Source organism: Streptomyces sp. NPDC001373, from assembly GCF_042895815.1.
Lineage (GTDB): Bacteria > Actinomycetota > Actinomycetes > Streptomycetales > Streptomycetaceae > Streptomyces.
The window spans coordinates 96,427-117,505 of the sequence record NZ_JBIAWQ010000006.1 but is presented as its reverse complement, the minus strand read 5'-3'; the positions used below and the strand labels follow the sequence as shown (position 1 = coordinate 117,505).

Below are 21,079 nucleotides of genomic sequence, written 5' to 3'. Positions count from 1 at the left end.
GGGGACCGGCGGAGAGCGATGTACGAAGAGGCACCTTTCCAGGGACCTTTTGCTCGGATGTTCCTCAGTCGGGTACCGCCGAGGAAATTGAGCCATAAGCTCGTGTCGGCCCTTCCCCGCAGCGCGGGCCGGAAAGGTCACCGGTAACACCACAGGGAAGCGCTGACGTCTTATGGCGATCCATGCCTCTAAGCTTGAGAATGAGATGCTTTTCGTCTTGATCGGCGAGAAGTTGATTCAGGCTAATGAGGATTTGGCTCGTGGGAGTCATGGGTCGTACCGGCGGACGGCCGCGGAGCTGCGGGAGTTGTCGGAGCTGGTGGAGGAGGCGGTCGGGCGGGCCGGGAAGGCGCTGCCGCCGCGGGTGGCGGACAATTACGTGCGGGCGATGGGTCCGTTCACGGGTGAGGACGGCCATCTGAGGCAGTTCGCGCGGCAGCTGGACGATATCGCTGATGGCCGGGTCAAGACCTCCTACCAGATCATGGAGGCGAAGTGGCAGATCCTGGCCGAGGTGTTCCGGCTGATGCTCGAGATACACATCGCGTTCGCGTTGTCGGTCTTCAGCGCGGGTGCGGGTGCGGGCCGGATCGCGGTGGCCCGGGCCCGTAGCCGGGTGGTGGTGCTGACGGTCATGCACCAGCTGTTCACGCGCATGCACGTGATGCCCATGTTGAGTGAGGCGTTCGAGGAGGCCTTCCAGTCGTTCGCGGTCCGGCTGGGCATGATCGCTTTCACGTCGGGTGAGTTCAGTCCCAAGACGTTCGACTGGAAGTCGATCGCGCAGGACGCGGCGACGGGTGCGTTCATGGGGGCGTTCTTCCCCGTCATCGCGAAGGCCAGCCAGGGCACCCTCTCCGCGCTCAAGAGCGGTCTGGGGTTCAGCAAGGCGGCCAAGGACGTTGCCGGGGACGTCACCTCGAAGGTCGGGGCCGCGGTGGACAAGGCCGGTGTGAACCATGTTCCCGGTGCCAAGGGCGGTGCGCGGGACATCGCGGGGGCGGGGCGCGGTTACCAGCGGCCGGGGTTCGTCAGTGGTTTCCTGGCCGAGGGCGGTTCGGAGTCGCTGGCGGAGGTACTCAGCGGGGGGCTGTTCTACGGGAACTGGAACACTACTGCTGCGACGTTCTTCGGCGCGGGGATCAGCGGCCAGGTCGCGCAGAAGCTCCACAGCGGCGCCGTGGCCTCGGGCACGTTCATCAACACGACCTTCACCACCCAGCCTCCACCCGTCGCGGACAGTGTGACGGACACCGGGACACCCGCGGCCGTGCCCGCGGACACCGCCGCGGACACCACGCACGAACAGGGCGGCCACGGCGCGCCTGGTGCGGCCGTGCACGGTGTCCAGAAGGCCGGGGGCGGCGGGAACGCGACCGGGTCGCCGTCGCTTGCGCGGGCCGCCACGGTGAGCAGTTCGGACACGGCGCGTTCCGGCCAGGGCGCCGTAGCGGAGACCGGGCCGGAAGCCCCGGCTCACCAGGACACCGCCGCGGGTGCTGTTCCGGATGCTGTTGCGGCCCCCGGGGCGGGCCCGGCCGACACGTCCAGGGCCGCTGCAGCCCGGGGCACCACCACCGCTGCCGTGGTTCCGGGTGCCGGTGACGTGTCGTCCGGTGCGGGTGCGGTGACCGGGGCCGAGGAGCCCGCCGCTGCGGCATCTGTTCCGCACTCCACGGTGAGTGCAGCAGGCAGTGTTCCGGAGACCCGCACGGGACAGGGACAGGCCGGTTCCACCGCCGGGGCCGGTCAGGACACCGTCCCCGACACGTCCACACGCGCGGTCGGTGGCGAAGACGCCGACACGGTCCAGGCCCCGACCGCCGGCGCCCCGACCACCGCCCCCGCCACGGCCGGCCAGCCCGCGCAGCCCGCCCCGGCTGTCATGCCGCAATCCGGCGTGGTCGCGCAGCCTGCCCCGGCTGCCGCACCGCAACCCGGTGCGGCAGCTTCGGGACAGGCTGCCACGGGACCGGCCGGCTTCCCCGCTCCGTCGCGGCCCGAGCGGACTACTACCGTGGATGTTCCGGCGGCCCGGCACGAGGAGCGTGCGCAGCCGGACCGGGTGGCCGCTGCGAGGACGCCCGCGGAGCCGGTCCGGACAGCGCCCGCGACCATGGCGGTCCCTGCCCAGCCCACCGACGCGGACCCCGCCCTCGCTGACACGGCGGCGGACCGGACCGTGGATGTCCCTGCCGATACGGCGGGACAGGGTGTGGCCGTTTCCGCCGAGGCGGCGGACCAGGGCATGTCGCTCGCCGCCGGCAGGCGGGATGATGCCGTGGCGGTCCCCGGCCCGGCCGTCGGCCTGGCCCCGGATCCCGACCGGAGCGTGAACCGGCAGGCGGCTTCCCCGGACCGGGTCTCCACCGTGTCCCCAGCCGCGCCGGCTGTCGTGCCACGTTCCGGTACGGTCACGCCGCAGGCCGCTGCCACCACCGGCCCGGCCGCCATGTCGGGCATCGCTACCACATCTCGGGCCGTTCGGACTACCTCTGACGAGGCGGCGCTCGATTCTCAGGAGCGCGCGGTAACGGCGGAGGTGACCGGGGCTCAGCGGCCTGCGGGGCTGATCCAGACGGTGGACACGGCCGCGGCGGTAACCCCGGTCCAAGGCGCCACTTCTTCACCCGCGTCCTCGCCACAGACCCTCACCCCGGTCTCCGCCTCTGCCTCTGCTCGGGGTGTGAACCAGCCCGGTACCGATCACGGCCGGCAAGGTAACCCTGCTCCGGACCGGACCGTGAACGAGTCGTCGGATTCCCCCGGCCGGATCCCTACCGTGTCCCAGCCCGGCAGCCGAACCGCGGTGGACGACGAGTTCTCCATGGGTCGATCGGGTGCGTTGGGCCGTGGTGGGGCGCCCGCTGAGCCGGATATGGGTCCGGATGAGGCTCAGGTGTTGGGTGAAGGGGTTGAGGCCGGGCCCGATACGGCGCCCGCGGTGAACTACAACATGGTGAGTGAGGAGGACCTCCCTTACGTTCGCGAAGCGGAGAGCCGTGTCGGCGAGCAGCTGTGGCGGTTCTCGGACAGCCCACCGGAGCAGGTCTTCGGAGAGGGCTTCCGGTCTCCTGACCCCGACAACGTCGTACCAATCTTCGAGTGGGTGACCGAGAACCCGCCGGCACAGTTCGTCGGGACCACTCGGAACCGTGAACTCTGGTACGGAGACAGACGTTACCGCTACCAGATCGACTCGTCCCGCAACGAGGACCCCACCGGGGTAGATGTCAACGGCATGATCGGCATGCAACTCGACGAAGAGGAGGTTGCTTTCACCGGCCGGGTCGACGCGCAGGCCATCGTCAGCGTCTATGACGGGAAACTCAACCGCACGGGAACCTGGAACCCGGCCACTGGGACCGTTACGTGGGCCGATGGTGAGCTGTGGGGTTCGGGTGAGGTGAGTACCGATCTCTGGATTCCGTTCGGTGGCGCTGGCGTGGGGTCCCAGGCGTTTGAGTTCATCCCCGCCGGTCCTGGGGCGCGGAAGGTGGAACGGCTTGTCGACGGCGAGCTCGTCGAGTTCGACGCGCCGTGGCTGGTGCGTCGGCCCCCGATCTCCGGGGAGCGGACTCAGGTCGGCTATTCCTGGGCGTGGTACCGCGGTGCCACGCCCGCGCAGGACACCGTCCACATGACCCGCCGGGTGTATCTGGTGGCGCATCCAGACGACGTGGTGACCGCGGACCAGCTTGCGGCTTTGCGGCGTGGTCTGCGCCAGGCCGTGGAGAGCGTGGTCAACCAGCGGGGCTGTCGTCTGCCGCTTCCCCAGGCCGACCAGGTCACCGGTCCGCAGTTGCCCGGTCCGCGGCTGCGGGTGGACGTACAGTTCGTCGATGCGAAGGACCAGGCGGACACGGTGGTCAAGGTCCGTAGCGGTCTGCCCGGTCCTGGGCGGCCCATGGTGCAGGACACCTGGTTCACCGGTGTGCATCCTGCCGCGTACGTGCATGAGATCGTCCACGGTCTGGGTGTCCGTGACGACGAGGCTGACCCGCGCGTCCTGCTCACCCCGGGGGGCGACGGACGGGTGGTCCTGCGGGCCTGGCAGCGCGGCGCCACGCCGGTGGACGATGTGCTGCTCGTCACGCGGCGGGTGCACCTCGTTTCACACGGCGTGGACGCGGAGCAAATGGCGGGATTGCGGGAAAGCGTTGCCCGGGCTGTGGAGGAAGAGGCACAAAGCCTTGAGTACCGCGTTCCGGTGGTGCGCCCCGATGGCGTGATCGGCCCCCAGTGGCCCGGCCCGCTGTTGCGGATGGAGGTGGAGTTCGTTGCTTCCCCCGCTCAGGCCGACACGGTGGTACAGGTCCGTGACGGGGTGCCCGAGCAAGGGCGGCCGAGGGCGAGGGAAGACTGGTTCACGGGCGAACCCGCTGCCAGGCATGTCCACCGGCTCCGGACCGACATAGGTGTGGGTGACGACGGGGCCAGGCGAAGGGTGCTGCCGCTCACGGACGGACGTAAACCGCAGATCCTCGGTGAGAACGAGTCCAGTCTGATGGGCGCCTTCACCGACCCCGAAGTGCAGTCCTTCGTCCTCACCTCCGACCATCTCCACCAGATCGCGGATGTCCTGACGCCCCATCTCCACCACAACGCCGTCAGCGACCCCTCCGCACAGACGATGCCGCTCACATCCAAGACGGCTGACCGCATGACGGACTCTGAGCAGGACGGCTTTGATGTCCCGCCGGCGGTGAACCCGGCGATGGTGCACCCTGACGAATTTGCGAACCTTGAGCTGGTGGCAGAGAGCCGGGTGTGGAAGTTTTCGAGCAAGCCGCCGGAGGTCATCTTCCGGGAAGGTTTCACGGCCGACTCCTCTGAAACCATCGTGGGATTGGTGGAATGGGTTGAGGAAAACCCCCCCGCACCGTTCCTCTCAACTACTCGAGATCCCGAACTGTGGTATGAGGGAAAGCGGTATCGGTACGAGATCATCCCTCACCTTGACCCCCATGACAAAATCGCGATCGACATCAACGCCAGCTTTGCCCGGATGGGCCGGGAAAATGAGATGGAGGAAGAGCAGGAGATCACCTTCACTGGATCCATCGACCCAAAGGCTGTTATCGCCGTCTTTGATTCGCGCAAGAATCTTACGGGTTTCTGGAATATGGAGGAACAGCGTGTCGACTGGCACGCCGGGAATCTTTGCCAAGTGCACCCCGAGGATCGTCCTCACATTGTGAAGTGCCTTGACGGGGAAACTCTGTGGGCATTCTCCGATGAGGATCCCAGGTTTTCGTTCTCGCGAGGTATCTATCCCGACGACCCCAATAGACTGGTGCGTCTGCAGGACTGGGTGGAAGCGGACCGACCTGTCGGGCCATTCTTTTCCGCCACGAGGAACTTCGCTTTTTCGAGCCCCAGCCGCTACCAGTACCAGATCAACGCGTCCGACCTCTTCGGTGTGGATGTCAACGCCACCCTGGAAAAACAAAGGCTGGCCGACGTCATCCCGGCGGAATGGGAACATCCCCGGGAAGATGACCAGGAGGTCGTCTTCGTCGGCAGAGTCAAGGCAGCGGCCTTCGTCAGCGTTTACGACCGAGTTGACGACCGTACCGGCATCTGGGATCCGAACACGTTCAGAATCGACTGGACCGACGGAAAATTCCCCGCGGACGATTTGGCCACGCTGGCTTCGCTGTTCGGGCTGGGCGGGGGGGAGTCCGCCGAGTCCATGGAGGGGATCGAAGAGGCCGGCGGACCTGCCGACCTCGACGTGTGGTCTGCGGCGAGCTTCTCCATGGAGGATGACGCGACCGGGCCTGACGCGGCGCCGGCGGTGGACTACCGCCCGGCGCCGTCGGCGGTGGCGTCGCAGACGGTCACCCCGGCTTCACAGGATGAGCAGGAGGAGGCTCGGCGGCCGGGACCATTCGCTGTCATGTCCGGTTCTTCTGCCGGTGACGGCCCGATGGGTACCGCTGTCCAGGGCGGCCGGGACGGTGGCGATGCGGTTGTAGACCGCGACGTCCCCGTGCCTGTCACGGATGAGCCGATGGTGCACCCTGCCGAGCCCGCAGTGCAGGGCGCCCAGGTGCGGGGCGTGCCGGAAGTACTCGCGGTTGCGGGCCGCGATGCGGAGTCGGCCCGTGGGCGCGCTCTCTTCGAGCGGGGACTCGGGGCCTACTATCTCGACGACCCCGCGGCGATCGAGGCCGCCCGTTCAGCTGTGAGGAAGCTGCGCGGTGTGCTGCGCGCCGCCTATACGCAGTACCCCGCGGAGGTGGTCGACGCGTCGTTCTTCACCACCGATCCGACCAGCGCGGGGCAGGTCGGTCTCCCTCTCCCGGGCGTCTCCACCACCCAATGGCTCGACTCGCTGCTGGCCACGGGCACGGTTCGTGAGGTGATGACCGCGCTCCTCAACGCCACAGGGAAGAAAGCGCTGTACGAGTCGGACCCTGACGTCCCCTCCTTGGGAGCTGTCATCAAAGCGGTTCTCGAAACCGGGCGGGAGGGGGACGCCCCGCTGACGGCCATCAGGGAGCGTGCCCGGCTACTGGGTCTCGACGGCGAGGCCCTGGCGAGCTACGCGGCGTTTCTGTACGAAGGTCCCCGAGCCCAAATCGAACAGCAAATCGGCGATGAGGAAACGACCCGTGATCAGGCCCACCTATTCGGCCTGGAACCCTACGCACTGGGCAACCTCGCGGTGCACAGCACGAGGGGGACGGTCAAGGATCCTCTGGAGATCGTACGCAGCCAGCAGGCCCGTATCGCCCGACTGGAGGCCGAGCGTGACAGGGGCCCCATGAAGAAGGGGCAGCGCGACTACCAGTATCTCGGTGCCCCGCTCAGCCGCCAGGAACGTACCTTCCTGCGGCAGCACGAGCGGCGGCTTTCCCTGGTGGGATTCGACATCGAGGACATACCGCTCGACACCTTGGAGTTCGACCCGAAGACAGGTGATCCCCTGCTCGAAGCGATACGGAGCCAGCCGGGTGTCATCACCGTCGAGGTGCGGCGCCGATCCCCGGGCGGCGAGACGGCAGCCCGGCCGGACGCGGACGCACAGCCGGCCGCAGCGGGCCCCGTCGAAAGGGTCATCGCCGTCCGCCGGGCCATTCACACGGCGTCGAACCGAAGAAAGGGGGACCTGTCCGGCAGCGGGGAGCAGGGGCCTGAGTTTCCGCTGGGCTGGGTCGAGGGGATCGCGTACTTCGACCTGGACGAACAGTCGCCGTGGTATCAGCAGTGGCATGGCGAGCGGGGCATGCCGCTGATCGCGGGCGTCTCCGGAACGACTCTGCGCATGATGCGGTCCTTTCAGTGGCTGGATGTCCGCGGAACGCACGCGGTTGACTTCCGCAAGGCGTTGATGGGATGGATGCTGCCTGGTCAGGACCACTCGCTGTTCGAGATCATGCGCGCCTGGCACCTCGCCGACGCCTCCTCGCCGGAAGAAGCTGCGGCACTGGAGGGAACCGTCAGCGATCTGTACGCGATCCCCCGCCTGGTGCCGGCCGACTTGACGCAGCGGGCCCCGCGACCCGAGTCCGATGCGGAGTCGGACGACACGTACGTGTCGGGGTCCGAGGGCGGCTACGAATCCGACGACGAGGGCCCGTGGACAACGTCGGTATCCGGTTCCGAGTCCGGCACCAACTCCTCCCGCGGCTCGGAAGGTGACTCCGAAGCCGATTCCGAGGCTTGGTCCGACAGCGAGTCCGAGTCCGACAGCGAGTCCGACAGCGAGTCCGAGTCCGAGTCCGAGGGCCCAGGCGCAGAAGGTGCCGAAAGCGGCCCGGACGACGGGGAGCGACAGGATGCCGTGGGGCCGATCGAGTCCGAACTCGACGTGCACCGGCCGGCCCGCATCGACCGTTCGATGCCGTCGCCGCAGTCCTCGTCGCAGGACGGACCGGTGCGGTTCACCGACGGCAGCCGGCTGCCCGAGTACATGACCACCGGTTACGGCACCGGTGAGGCCGAGGGACGCACGTACGGCCACAGCCAGGTCACCCTGCGCGGTACCGACCTGGTCGTCCAAGAGATCGCTGACCGGCTCGGCGACCCGTCCGCCATGCCCGGCCTGAGCGAGGTGCTCGAAGATCTGCGGCAGGCGCTCGGCACCGCCCCCCAGATCTTCCATGGTGACGGGTACGAATCCCGTTCCTTCGGTGAATCCGGCGCCCAGATGCTGCGGGTGGTCACCCGACCACACGGCAACTGGGAGCGGTTCACCGACACCCACGATGAGCAGGTCAAAGTGGACGCCGGTCAGCGCAGCCAGATCACCACGGGTGCGGGGCACACGGTGAGCACCAGGCGGCAGGCGGGAGCGGGCGTCGGAATCGGACCGCTGGGGGCCTACGGCGCGTTCGGCCGCTTCGGTGCGACCATCAGCGTGACCAGCTCGAACGAGTCCGTCATGCGCGACCAGGCCTTCAGCCAGGTGGAAACCCGTATGGCCGAGAAGTCACACCTGCATCTGGACGACGTGCGGTACGAGCTCTTGCTCAGCGGCGCGACCGAGCCCATCCATTCCTTCTCGGTGCGCAACGGGCTGGCGGTACGACTGGCCGACAGCGAGACCTCGCCTGGCGAGCCGGGACGTGTGCCGCAGAGGATGACGCTCGGTACGCGATCCGACTACCGACTGGTGCACACCGAGGGCTATGGGCCGCTCAGGCCGCTGCGGGACCAGCTCGCCGACAAGCTGGCCGTCGCTCCCGGCACTGCGGCGTACGAGTACATCACCGCGTTCCTCAGCTCCGAGAACTTCCACCGGATGGCGGACCGCCTCGCCAGGGGCAGCATCGCGGCGGACCCGCTGTTCGGTGGGGACGGATCGCCGCTGGGCGCCTTCGTCGTGGAGAGGGTGGTGCCCGGGGAGGCCGAGCTGCTCACCGAGAGCCGGGTCGCCGAGATGCGCAACACCATCCAGCAGACGGTCAGCAACGAAAGGGCACTGTCCAGGACCTCCGCTTGGGGCATCAACGTCATGGCCGGCCCCTCCATGGACCTCGGTTCCTGGGGCCGTCTGATGGCCGGCCCAACCGCCGGCCATGACCGCAGCATCACGCACAGCAATGTGTTCGGGGGCTCGGGAAGCCGCAAGGTCGTCAGCCGCGCCAAGAACGTGCCGACCGTCCTCTACCTGGTCCGCAAGACCATCCATGTGCGCAGGAGTGGAGAAAGCGAGAGCATTCCGTTCGAGACCTGGAGTCTGGACCGGATGACGCACACGGAGGCGCGGCGTCTCGCCGGCTGGGACGACGGCACGACACCGCGTGCCCGCAGCGAGAACGCACCTCAGGCCCCGGTCTACCTGACCGAGAAGAACCCCGTTGTGCTGGGTATGACCAGGCCCGAGGCCTTCACCTACGAAAACGGCGACCCGACACGGGGCGGGGAGCGGCCGCGTGGCTGGCTGGAGGCCTTCTCCGACAAGGTGATCCACGCCGCTGCCGACATATACCCGGGGGTACTGGCTCCTTTGGAGGAGTTCGGTGATCCAACGGACTCCCGCTGGCACGACAAGCAGCACTACTGCATGGCGCTGGCGAACACCTTGCGCGTGATGAACGCCCTGTCCCACCACGGCATCGCCGGCAACCTCGAGGTGCTCACCACGACAGGACTGTCGATCGGACTCGATGTCCCGCCCGGCGTCCTCAGCCGTTCGCACCTTTCCCTCCGTATCAGCGGCGAGCTGACCGGGCGCCGCTACGAAGGCACCCAGAACGACCTCCTCCTGCGCGCCAGCGCGCCGGGCACAGAACGCCTCGACGGCTCCCAAACCATGACCCGCACCTCGGGCGCGGGTCTCGACGTGGCGCTGCGCGGGATCGTCGGGCACGTCAACATCTCGGCCGGTCCCTCGTGGGCATGGTCCCGGGGTCGGGAGACACAGCACGGTGCCACCGCCTCCCACGAGCCGCTGGCCGCCAGCTCCAGCCCTTCCCATCTGTACAGTTACCAGCTGGCTCTCACGGCGGAGATCGAGGGCTTCTCTCGTTTCCGCACAGCGCCGAGGGCTCTCTCGCTGGGGATGCTGGGCGCGGGCCCCCAGGAGAGCACGGACCTGGTGGGTGGCAGCACCAGCGATCCGTTCCGAGGCCGGGTCGTACTTGCCGTACCCGACCAGCACACGCCCCCCGCCCCCACGGGACCGCAGACGCAGGCGGCGACCCGCACGGAGTCCGAGGTCCATGGGCGAAACGTGTTCGGTGATCAGCCGTATCAGACGCTCAGCGTCGGCTCGCCCGCGGCACTCGCTCGCGCCGCCGAGGAGCTCATGGCGGGTCTCACCGGCGGTTCGTGGCACTTCGCGAGGAACGGGGCAGCCCCTCACGACGCCATGGTGCGGGTCTTCCAGCCGCAGTCCCTCACCGCCGGCTTCGACCAGGCGTCCGGTCCCGCGGGCGCCCGGATCTCCCTGTTCGCCGAAGGCTTCCTGCGGAACAGGGTGGGCGAACTGGTCCACCGCACGCGGGTCCTGAACCTGCGTGTGGAGTCCGCGCCGATCAGGATGGGGATGGAGCTCGCGATCGGCGGCGACCTCCAGATGGCGGGGGTGGCGACCGCGGCCAGGAGTTCCAGTACGGGCCTGACCGGCAGTGGCATGGGCGGGACCGGGCTGATCACACTCGCAGGCCTGCACTACCGCAGGGGCAGCTCCCGCGCCGAGGCCACCAGCGTGACCCGCACGGTCACCTGGGAGGTCAACCGTGACGACGGCGGCTACCAGGTCCTGGTGTCCGGTGACATCCGGCACGACATCACCGGTTCCGTCCGCCCCCAGGGGCTGCTCCGCCGGGCGTTCGACCCCTTCTACCGTGACAGCCGGGGCGAGAGGCAGATCACGGTCCCCTCGGGCTACCTCGGCCACCTGCCGGAGAAGTCCGCGTACCGGCTCGGGCTCCTGGACGACGGGCTGGGCGAGGTGCCCCGCTACACGTCCCATGCGTGGGGACAGGCCAGGTGGTGGCACGACCACCCCTTCGGGTCGTATCCCGTCAACTCTCTGGACACCACCGCCGTGCTGGCCCACTTCGACGAGCAGCTGCGGCAGTGGAAGGTCGACGACGCGGACCGTGAGCGGGTGCGGTCTCTGGTCACCCCGCGAGCCGTGCGGGCCCTGCGTGAGCAGATGGCCTCCACCGGCACGGTGGCACGCGCCCGGGTCGGGCGCTGGCTGGCAGGCATCCGCATCGGCAGCCGCACCGGCTCGCTGCGGGTGGAGCTCATCGCGGAGGAGCCGCGCTTCGACGGTCTCGGCCACGGGGTCGCCGTGGAAGACTCCCGGACCTCCACCGTGACCGAGGCGGCGGGACACTCCGCGGGCTCCTCCCGTACGTTCGGGGCGAACGTCGTGCAGGGGGTGGCAGCCGCCTCCCCCGACGCGGTGCCGCGGCCGGGAGACCTCCAGGCCGTACGGGCGACGCTCGACGGGGGGATCACGAGCACGGGGACACGTTCCCGCAGCCTCTCCCGTACACGCACCATAAGGCGCACCTTCTACGCGAGGGAGCCGCACGCCGAATACCTCACCGGCTACACGCTGCGGCTGACCCTCGACACCGGAAACGGCGGACAGCTCTCCTCGGAGGGCGAGGTGGGCACGCTGCGTGAGCAGGTGCCGCTGAGCATGACGGTCCCGGACCAGGGCCCCGGCCGGGCGGACGATCCCCTCGGGACGCCCGCGGTGGACGCTCCGGCTCGTTCGGTCGTCGTGTGGGGGCAGGAAGCAGCCACCCAGCCGGCCATCGACGCCTGGCGTTCCCTGACGCTGCCCAACGGCGCCCGTGGGCCCTTCCAGCCGCCGTCCACCGGCTTCCAGGTCCGCCGGATCGTCGGCCGTGACACGCTGAGGCAAGCCGCCGTCCTGGCCGTCGCCGAGGCCTACGGACCGTCCGTGACCGCCGCCGCCCGCGGCACGCTCACGCTGACCGGCGAGGAGCTGGACGCGGCCGGGGCGAAGGCCGGCGACACCCGGCTGACCCGGTCCGGCACCGCCTCGGCGTTGGCCCTGGACAACGGAACCAGCGACGCCGCGCTGGCAGCCTTCTTCGAGGACAGCGGGACCGCTGATGGTTACATGGTCCCCGGACTGAACGAGGAGGGCGGCGCCCACGGCGAGTACCGGCTCTACTCCAAGCCCGACTTCACGCAGGCCGTACTGCTGGCGGTGGCCCCGGACACCACCATGGAGAGCGCCGAGCGCGACACGGCCGCCCGGAGCGCCACCGTCTCCCGTACGAGCGGGCACAACGCGGCGCCCGGTGCGCAGGCGGTGGTATCCGTCGGCGAGCCCGGCTCCGTCGCCCCGTACGCCTCTGCGCCGGGCCCGAACGCGGCCGAGACCGACCGCCGCGTCAGCTCCGGCGCGGAGGGCGCCCAGCTCACCGTCAAGCTGAACGGCCGCAGTTTTGTGTTCGCGATCCCGACCGCCTGGCTCGGCGTCGCCGACGTGGACCGGCCCAACCCCGTGTTCGGCCACATCAGACGCATGCGGGCCGTCGAGACACAGACCCGGGTCATCGCGCTCGTCCGTGAGGACAGGGCTCGGGAATGGGGCCTGATCGACGACGGGAACTTCCCGCCCGCGGTCGCGGACGCATGGACGCAGGTGGCCAAGGCGGGAAAGGCCTGGGTCGCCGCGGACGACGCCTACTGGGCCCAGCGCCGCGCTCTGGCCGCGTCGGGGGAGCGTACGCCGCAGACGGACGCCGGCGCGTCGCTGGAGTCGCTGCTGCGACGTGCTGAGGACGCGGCAGGCGAGTACCACCGCGTCCGGGCGGAGACCGACCGGCTCACCCGCTGGCACCGGCTGCCCCCCGAGGCGCACCGGCCCGGCCGGCCGCCGTCGCGCGCGGGCCAGCCCGAACCGCCCGCCGTGATGTTCTCCGCGGGGGACACGAAGGTGAAGGCCGAACGCCCCGTATACAAGGTGCTGGAGGGCGAGGCGCCCGGCGATCTCGGGCAGCTCGTCTCGCCGGAGGGCCACAGCTACCGGCTGTACGACGTTCCCGCCGACGGAGACGGCTTCTTTTACGCCCTGGCCGAGGGACTGCACCACGTCGACCCCGGTCTGCTCACGGGACCGCTGGAGGGGGTGACGGACCGGCGGCAGATGGCCGGCGCCCTGCGGGGTCTGTTCGCCACAGAGCTGCGCGATCACGACGACCCCCTGCTGGAGTTCACCTCCCCCGATACCAGGGACAGGTTCAGCGCCGGCGATTTGGATGAAGCCAAAATCGTTTCCAAGAAGACCGTCCAGTTCAACGCGCTGGACCCCGAGACGACGTACTTGAGCAGGCCCGAGCAGCGTGAGTTCTCCGACTCCGGCCACATACCGCTGCACACCGTGCTGCCCGGCCGGCAGCGTGCCGGTCTCGCCCGGGCGCAGCTGCTGCGCGGGGGTGACGCAGCCGACCGCGCGGGATGGGATCACGGTGCGGCCGACCTGCTGCCCGCGCTGGCCGCCCGGGCCTTCGGCGTGCGGGTGACGGTGGTCGACGCTGACGGGCGGTTCCAGGACTTCCGGCCCTTGCCCTACGACACGGAGGATTCCGCCTCCGGTGCGGGGGATCCTGCCTCCGATTCGGGGAACCCCGCCGGGGAACAGCTGCCGCACATCCTGCTGCACCTGAGCAACCGCCACTACCGGCCGGCCCTGCCCGTCGTCGACGACCGGCGGGAGCCTGCACTGCTTCCGGCACCGTCCCCGACCGCCGAGGGCGGCCGGGAGGCGGACGCCGCCCCGTCCGCAACGCCCCAGGAGCGGCCGCCGCGGCCTGCCCACGCCACTGCTCCGTGGGCATCCAGGTCAGCCTCCTGGCGCCTCACTCGCCGGGCCGGGACGACGGAACTGACAGGGCCGGACGGCACCGCCCGCACCCTCCGCGAGCCGACCGGTGACGGCAACGGCTTCTGGTCGGCCGTCACAGCGGGGCTGAGACCGCAGGGCGTCACCGAGCCGCAGGGGGTCACGGAGCGGGCCCTGCTCACCCGCCCGCTTCCCGAAGGAGCCAGGCTGGACCGCGGGGCGCTGTTCACGGACCAGGAACTCGCATCGGCCGGGCTGTCCGCGGAGACGATTGCGTCCGTGCGCCGCCGACGGGCCGACGGTGTGCTCCCGCACGACCTGGAACTCACCGCACAGCAGGAAGAGACGCTCATCCGCGAGCAGTTGCTCACCGCCCGCGGCTGGAACGAAGCGACCGAGCGGACAGCCCTCGCGCAGGTGGCGGCCTCCTTTGGCGTGATCGTCACCGTGGTCGGCGAGGACGGCACCTTGAGCAGCAGCCACGCCCGCAGCGACGGATCGGGCCGGCCCGAACTGATTCTTTACCGCAGAGGCCGGGAGTACCTGCTGGCCGAGCCGGTGACCGCTGACGACGCCCGGGGCACGGCGCCCACGGACGCCGAAACCCCGCTACGGGCGAACCCGCCCGTGAGGACCCCGCCTGACCGGCGCGACCATCTCGCGCAGGCCGCGACCGGCGACCGCCAGGACGGGACCGGTGACTCGGCGACCGGTGTCGTGCCGCACGGCTCGGCCGAGGCCGGCCCCGACAGGGCGCTGCCGGCACAGCCGGGCAACCAGACCGGAGTTTCGCCCGACACCGCCGATGGCACGGCGCGGCCCGCGCCCCCGGACGACACCGCCTCGTCATCCCCGGCGGAGGGGACCCCCGAGCGGGGTAGCCGCAATTCGCAACTGCGCCGGCTACTCGCGAACAAAGCCGTGCGGAACACCCTTGTGCAACGCCATCACGTGGAAGGTCGGCACAATTCGCGGTCATTCGAGGTCAGCTGGGACCTCGCACCGGGCGGACTGCCGCTGCACGTTCTCGCACTCACCCCGGAGGATTTTGCGGACCTGCTGAGTAGGCATCCGGAGCTCTTCCCCGCAGAGGCGCGGGGGATCCCTGACGGGGCTGATGACGGGGCTGACGGGGGCACGCTGCACGCGTAAGGCGCATACGGGACGCCCGCCGCCCCTGCCGTTCATGCCGCGGTGTGGACCGGACCTGCACTCGGCAGCGAGCGGGGCACGTCAGCCGCCAGCCGCCAGCCGGCGATGAGGGGCGGGGCGGGCTGACGTGGTGCGTTGTACGAAGGTGCAGAGATCGAGGGACCTACAGCTCAGATGTTCCTCAACGGCGAAGGGGCTCTTGGACCTTCGGCCCTAGCATCGTGCCGATCCCCCAGCGATACACCGACCAAGGAGCAAGCTCATGGCAGGCGGCGAACAGCAGTCAAGTGAACTGGCGACCCGGAACGGCGTTCAGGCGCTGGAGATGGCCTTCAGCGGCATTCTCAGGTGCCGTCAGGACGTCGACCACATCGCCGGTCAGCTCGCGACGAGTTATGGCGGCACCGATGGCAGCAAGTTCGGGGAGCTGCTGCGCGCCTGGGACGGGCAGGCCAACATCATCCTCAAGAACCTCGAGTCGATGGTTGAAGCCCTCAACATGAGTCTCAAGCAGCACAACATGACCCAGGGTGCGGCCGACGAGGCCATCAACCAGGCATACAACAAGTCGATCTCGGAATTCGACGCGCTGTACGGCTGACCTGCCCTGCCCCTCCGGCCCCGACAACACGAGAAGAGGTCTTACGATGTCCGATCTGACTGACGGTTATATCCACGTCCAGTACAGCGGAGTGAACAACGCCATCGACGACATGGTCCTCCAGACCAAGGCGATCGCCACCACCCTGTCGAACCTCGAGGCAGAGCTCGGCCAGCTCAGGCGGACGTGGGTCGGCGATGACGCTCGGACCTATGCAACGAAGCAGGCTGCCTGGAACAACGCGGTCGGCGCGATGGAGCGGATGCTCACGTCCAACGCCAGCCTGCTGGACAGCATCGGGGGCAACTACAAGTACAGCGAGGCCTCATTGTCCGCAATGTGGCAGGACGTCACGATCGGCCGCTGAACGGCGGACCGGACCATTCGCTGTGTGCCGTCCGTCAGAGCGCGAGAGGGCACACGGCGGATCCGCGGAAAGGTGACGAGGAACGGTTCACCCGGCGACCGGAGTGCGTGCGGCACAGGCTCCGCAGGGACCGGGCCGAATGAAGTGAAGGCCCGCCGCCGGTGGCCGGAGAACTATCCGCAGCACACCGACACTCACACGTACGTCACACCACACGGCCGGCTGCATCCGCGACCCGGTCACTGCCTCCGCCACGGTCGGACGGTACCGCCGTGAGTGCCGACCGAGATCTTCCGCATCCACCCGTGTGAGAAGTCGCCGTTCCGGCCGGGTCGAGGCCGCCATCGGTGCCGCCGCGCGGCGGACCGGCCCCTTCGCTTCGCGTGTGCAGACCGTACACGCCCGACGGTACCCGGAAGACTCAGGAGGTAAACGGTGGCAGACCTGACCCACCTCGACGCCAAGGGCCTGCAGACCTTCGTCGACAACGACGTCGCCGACTTCATCAAGGCTCTCAAGGCCATTCGCGAGGACGCCCCCAGCGGCAAGGCGCTCAGAAGCGCCATCGTAGGCAAGAACAGCAGCACCGGCGATCTGGGACGCAACAAGTTCCTGGTCATCGGTGGCATGGGCGCGGATGCGGAGTCCGAGCCGAACGGCAAGGTCCTGATCGAGGCCGTCAAAAAGGGCGCGAAGGCCATCGACGACATCCTCGTAGCGCAGCAGGCCATGTTCAAGGACATTGACCGCAACCTGACCGAGACCATCAGGACGCTGTTGAAGACGCAGGGTGCCTCCCTGGGCGGCATCAGTGCGGAGAAGCTTCTCGACATCTTCTCGGATGTTGACGGTGGCCCGGGGTCGACGGCCGGGTCAGGCGCTTCCGCGAAATAGAGCAGGCGGCGCACGCCCCCAACCATCCCCTTCCTACCTCGCGGAGCGCACTGCTGTGGCTGACACCGACTACTGGGCCAAGGTGGTAAAGCAGTTCACCGGATATCCCCTACCCGAAAGAGAGACGCTCTTCAAGGCGCCCAAAGACCTGGATGCCCCGCAGACCCCGCTCTTCGGGCTGGCGTTGCACCTCACCGAAATCCAGCCGGTTCATCTCAACGAAATCGGTTGGAACAAGACCAAGAACGATGAATACAACCTGGTGTTCTATACGACCGGGCAAGGGGATGGCGCACACACTGCCGCGTCGATGGTCCGGGCAGAGATCAACTTGGTCGCGGCCCCCCGGAGCGGGAGCGGCGAAGGATTGCGCAGCGACCGAATGAATTCAAGCAACACTCCGCTGGCGCAATACATCTGGGGAAGTAGGGCCGTGCTTGACCGGCTGTACTGCCAGCACACCACCGAGGGGTTCAGCGGAAACGGGCTGGGTGTGCCGTCGAGTAGCGTCGTCGACCTCAAGTCTTTCGACCGAACCGCCAGGGCGTTCGACAGGGCGAAGAGGTTCTTCGAAGCCCAGGCCGCCACGTTGGAGCAGTGGGAGAAGTCCTTCGGCGCGGAGCAGTCCTCATGGAAGGGGCAGGCGGCCGAGGTGTTCAGGGACCTGGTGGTCCAGGTACACCGGAACTACGAGAGCTACGTCAATCAGCTCGGAGGCAGGAACTACAAGCCTGCACACGTCTCCATCAACAGTGACCCGGCCACCTCCAGTCTCGGTGACGCGGTGATCGGAGCCCAGCAGGATGTGCTCCGTAACGTCCGTCATCTCAGAAGAGCTTGGGACAAGTGGGCCGCCGACGGCAAGCACCTCCCACACCAGTGGTTTGTGGAAGAGCTGGAAAAGCTGCAACAGTGGCTGTTCCAGAACAACATCACACAGGTCCTCACCACTCGGAGTGCGAGCCTGGAAGACGGCCGGATACTCATCGGATTCAAGACCACGTCTGCCTTCCGGCAGATCTACCCGGGCTACGGGGATATCTCGAATCCCGACACCTGGAAGAAGATAGGTGACAGAGCGGTCCAGCGATGGAGCGCGCACGCCGAGGCCGTGATCGACCAGCACGCCAAGAGCGCGTTGATGAACCTCAACAACCACTGGCTGGACGCCGCGACCGCCTTCGATGAGCCGCTTCGGACCAAAGGCGCGGGCTCTCGAAGCCAGACCAAGGCCCTCGGCGCCGGCGCCCAGGGCCTCAGCGGATCCCTTGGAGGCGCTGACGGCGCCATTGACGGCCTGAAAGCCGATATGGCCGCAATGGGCAGCCTCGGTGCCGCCGGACCGGCACTGAGATCCGCCAGCCTGAACGCCGCCCTCGACGGCCTCGGCGCGGGTCCGGGCGCCAAGGGGAATCTTTCGGACAGCCGAGACGCCGCCTCCACCGACACCAGCAGGTCCGCCGCTGCCGGCGCGTTCACCGACACCCTTCCGATCCGGTCCTTTGCGGCGCTGAACGACATCCCTGCCGACGCCATGGGGTCCCGCCCGGACTTCGGCACGACCGGCACCGACAGCCTCACGAATCCGGGCGGCGGTACGACGACCCGCACCGCCGACGGGTCACTGGCCACGTCCTACCCCAACGGCGTCCTCAGCCTCCTCAACCCGTCGACCGGGCTACTGACCACCACCTTCCCGGACGGCAAGACCAAGAAGAGCACCCTGGACCCAGGCGTGGCGGTGACCAACCCGGACGGCAGTACGTCGAAGCTGAACCCGGACGGTTCTATGACCACGACGTTTCCGGACGGGACCGTCCAGAGCATCGGGTCCGACGGGGCCGTCACCACCAGGCGGCCGGACGGTGCGGTCACCACGACGCACCTGAATCCGGCGGCAGGCAGCTTCTCCACGCCCGGTGGTGGTACCGGCCGCCTCAATGCGGACGGTTCGCTGTCCACGTTGTTCCCCGGCGGTGTCACGGACACGATCGATCCCAGGACCGGCACGGTGACCACGACTTCGCCGGAGGGGACGACGAGCACGAGCTCGCTGAACCCGGGGGCGGCGTTCACCAATCCGGACGGGAGTACCACGACCCTGGGCCGGGACGGGGCGCTGACCACGGTGTTCCCGGACGGTACGACACAGACGGTCGGCTCCGACGGAACGCTGACGACCACCCGGCCGGACGGTGTGGTCACCACGACGCACCTGAATCCGGCGGCAGGCAGCTTCTCCACGCCCGGTGGTGGTACCGGCCGCCTCAATGCGGACGGTTCGCTGTCCACGTTGTTCGCCGGCGGTGTCACGGACACGATCGATCCCAGGACCGGCACGGTGACCACGACTTCGCCGGAGGGGACGACGAGCACGAGCTCGCTGAACCCGGGGGCGGCGTTCACCAATCCGGACGGGAGTACCACGACCCTGGGCCGGGACGGGGCGCTGACCACGGTGTTCCCGGACGGTACGACACAGACGGTCGGGTCCGACGGAACGCTGACGACCACCCGGCCGGACGGTGTGGTCACCACGACGCACCTGAATCCGGCGCCAGGCGGCTTCTCCACAGGCGGTCGCGTCAGCTTGCCGGATCCGCCCGACCCCTACTCCTCCCAGCCCGACGAAACCGCGCTCAATGCAGACAGATCCGGCTTCTCCTCGATCGACTCCGAGGGCTCCGGCCCCTCCTCGCTCGACTCGACCACCGCCGCGTCTTCCGCCGGGGAGAGTTCCTACGAGGAATACGACAGCACTCCCTATAACGCAGGCTCACTCGGCGCACCCCCCGCCGAACCCACCGACTCCGCGGCGAGTACGACAGCCGGCGGCGTACCGCTGAACCCCATGGCTCTTGGCGGCATGGGCGGTATGGGCATGGGTGGTATGGGAGGGGCCGGCGGAGGCGGTGGGGGCGGATCGAACAGCGAACGGGTCCGCAATGTGCTGAGCGACAACGATGGCGCCGCGCTGCGCAGGTCGAGGTCGCGTACGGCGAGGCCCGATGAGGAAGACGACGTGGTCTTCACCCGAGGCGGACGCCCCGTCACCACGTCCTCCAGCCCGTATCTCCCGGCGGTCTCCCCGAGCGGTCAGGGCGGCCAGTCCACCGAGTCAGGCGACCGTCAGCGGGCCAGTTGGGTGCAGGAGGAAGAAGACGTGTGGGGCACGGACGAAGGAGGAGCGCCGGCGGTGATCGGAAGATGAACAAGGGCAACAGCGAAGACGACAGCAGGATTCGGCAGCCGACGGCGCCACTGGCCTCCATCGAGGAGAGACTGGCGCAGGCAAGGGCCGAACTCGAAGCGACCCAGAAGGCCGTCGCCAGGGCCGAGGCGGAACTGCGCGAAGCATCCTTCACCGTGCGCTCTCGGGATCGCGCGGTGGAGGCCACGGTGGGCCATCAGGGGGAGTTGACGGCACTCAGATTCCTGGAAGGCAAGTACCGCACCATGTCGGCGGGTGAACTCGCAGCCAGTGTCCTGGAGGCCGCGGAGCGCGCCCGGACACAGATGTCCCGGCAGGTGATGGAGACGTTCCAGCCCTTCACCCAGCCAAGCACGGCAGTGCCCGAGCTGACCGGGATGGACCTCGACTGGACCGCGATATTCGGCCCCTCCGTCCTGGAGGAGCCGCACCCCGCAGTCGGCCACCCCACCAGGAGCCGGCTGCATGACGAGATCGGCGAGGACATGGAGGACGAGCACGATGTCTGACCCCCGCAACGCCTACACTGCGAGCCCGTCCGATATCCGGGCTATGGCGGACGCCATGGACGGGATCACCGTCCTGTCCCGGTCCGTTAAGGCTAACCACGTTGCTACGTCGGTGCCCGTCGAGGGTATTGCGGGTAAAGACGATGCTTTTGCCAAGCAGGCGGGCCCGCCGTTGAAAGATCAGGATGCGATGACCATAAACGTCCTGGACGCACTTTTCGAGGCGCTCGACGCCAACACCAGGGCCACCCTCGGGAACGCTGGCGAAATCGAGTCCACCCAGAATGCGAACCTGGATTCCATTGGCCAGTTGACGGCCCAGACCGCCGCCGGTATCACCACGGGGAAACACTGATCACTTATGGCGATCCGTGTCTCCGAGCTTGACTGCTGCCCGGAAGGTGTTGCCCCCGCGGGTGGGGACGACTGTGTGCGGGCGATGGGCCCGTTCACGGGTGATGACGGTCATCTGTGAATCGGGGCTGGCATCTACCGAGGTGGATTCCCTTTGTATTGATTTGAGAAAGCCCTGGCGGGAGCCGAGGGAGGC

At 68.4% G+C, this 21,079-nt stretch carries 7 protein-coding genes; all 7 read left to right on the top strand.

Going from position 1 to position 21,079, the window contains the following annotated elements; translation table 11 throughout:
- The first annotated feature begins 172 nt into the window (after positions 1–172).
- Positions 173–14,947 (top strand): hypothetical protein, encoded by a 14,775-nt coding sequence (locus ACFY15_RS15975; RefSeq protein WP_390825631.1) that lies wholly within the window; start codon positions 173–175, stop codon positions 14,945–14,947.
- A 262-nt stretch (positions 14,948–15,209) separates the two neighbouring features.
- The gene (locus ACFY15_RS15970) at positions 15,210–15,548 is read left to right on the top strand and encodes a hypothetical protein (protein WP_390688269.1); all 339 of its coding nucleotides are present in this window, start codon (positions 15,210–15,212) and stop codon (positions 15,546–15,548) included.
- A gap of 46 nt (positions 15,549–15,594) precedes the next feature.
- On the top strand, positions 15,595–15,915 hold the full coding sequence (locus ACFY15_RS15965; RefSeq protein WP_390688268.1) for a WXG100 family type VII secretion target: 321 nt from the start codon (positions 15,595–15,597) through the stop codon (positions 15,913–15,915).
- Positions 15,916–16,350: 435 nt separating this feature from the next.
- Complete coding sequence (locus ACFY15_RS15960) at positions 16,351–16,809, top strand: type VII secretion system-associated protein (RefSeq protein ID WP_390688267.1); 459 nt, start codon at positions 16,351–16,353, stop codon at positions 16,807–16,809.
- Positions 16,810–16,864: 55 nt separating this feature from the next.
- Positions 16,865–20,020, top strand: coding sequence for an AAWKG family protein (locus tag ACFY15_RS15955; RefSeq protein ID WP_390688266.1), 3,156 nt, complete (start codon positions 16,865–16,867; stop codon positions 20,018–20,020).
- Positions 20,017–20,529: a YbaB/EbfC family nucleoid-associated protein gene (locus ACFY15_RS15950; RefSeq protein ID WP_390688265.1), complete on the top strand. Its 513-nt coding sequence runs from the start codon at positions 20,017–20,019 to the stop codon at positions 20,527–20,529. The genes ACFY15_RS15955 and ACFY15_RS15950 overlap by 4 nt, the downstream gene beginning before the upstream one ends.
- Positions 20,522–20,884 carry a hypothetical protein gene (locus tag ACFY15_RS15945; protein WP_390688264.1) on the top strand — a complete coding sequence of 121 codons (363 nt, stop codon included), beginning with the start codon at positions 20,522–20,524 and terminating at the stop codon, positions 20,882–20,884. Before ACFY15_RS15950 ends, ACFY15_RS15945 begins: the two co-directional genes overlap by 8 nt.
- Positions 20,885–21,079: the final 195 nt, after the last annotated feature.

Coding starts and splice junctions, on each gene's coding strand:
- ACFY15_RS15975 (WP_390825631.1), top strand. CDS start 173: ATGGCGATCCATGCCTCTAAGCTTGAGAATGAGATGCTTTTCGTCTTG.
- ACFY15_RS15970 (WP_390688269.1), top strand. CDS start 15,210: ATGGCAGGCGGCGAACAGCAGTCAAGTGAACTGGCGACCCGGAACGGC.
- ACFY15_RS15965 (WP_390688268.1), top strand. CDS start 15,595: ATGTCCGATCTGACTGACGGTTATATCCACGTCCAGTACAGCGGAGTG.
- ACFY15_RS15950 (WP_390688265.1), top strand. CDS start 20,017: ATGAACAAGGGCAACAGCGAAGACGACAGCAGGATTCGGCAGCCGACG.
- ACFY15_RS15945 (WP_390688264.1), top strand. CDS start 20,522: ATGTCTGACCCCCGCAACGCCTACACTGCGAGCCCGTCCGATATCCGG.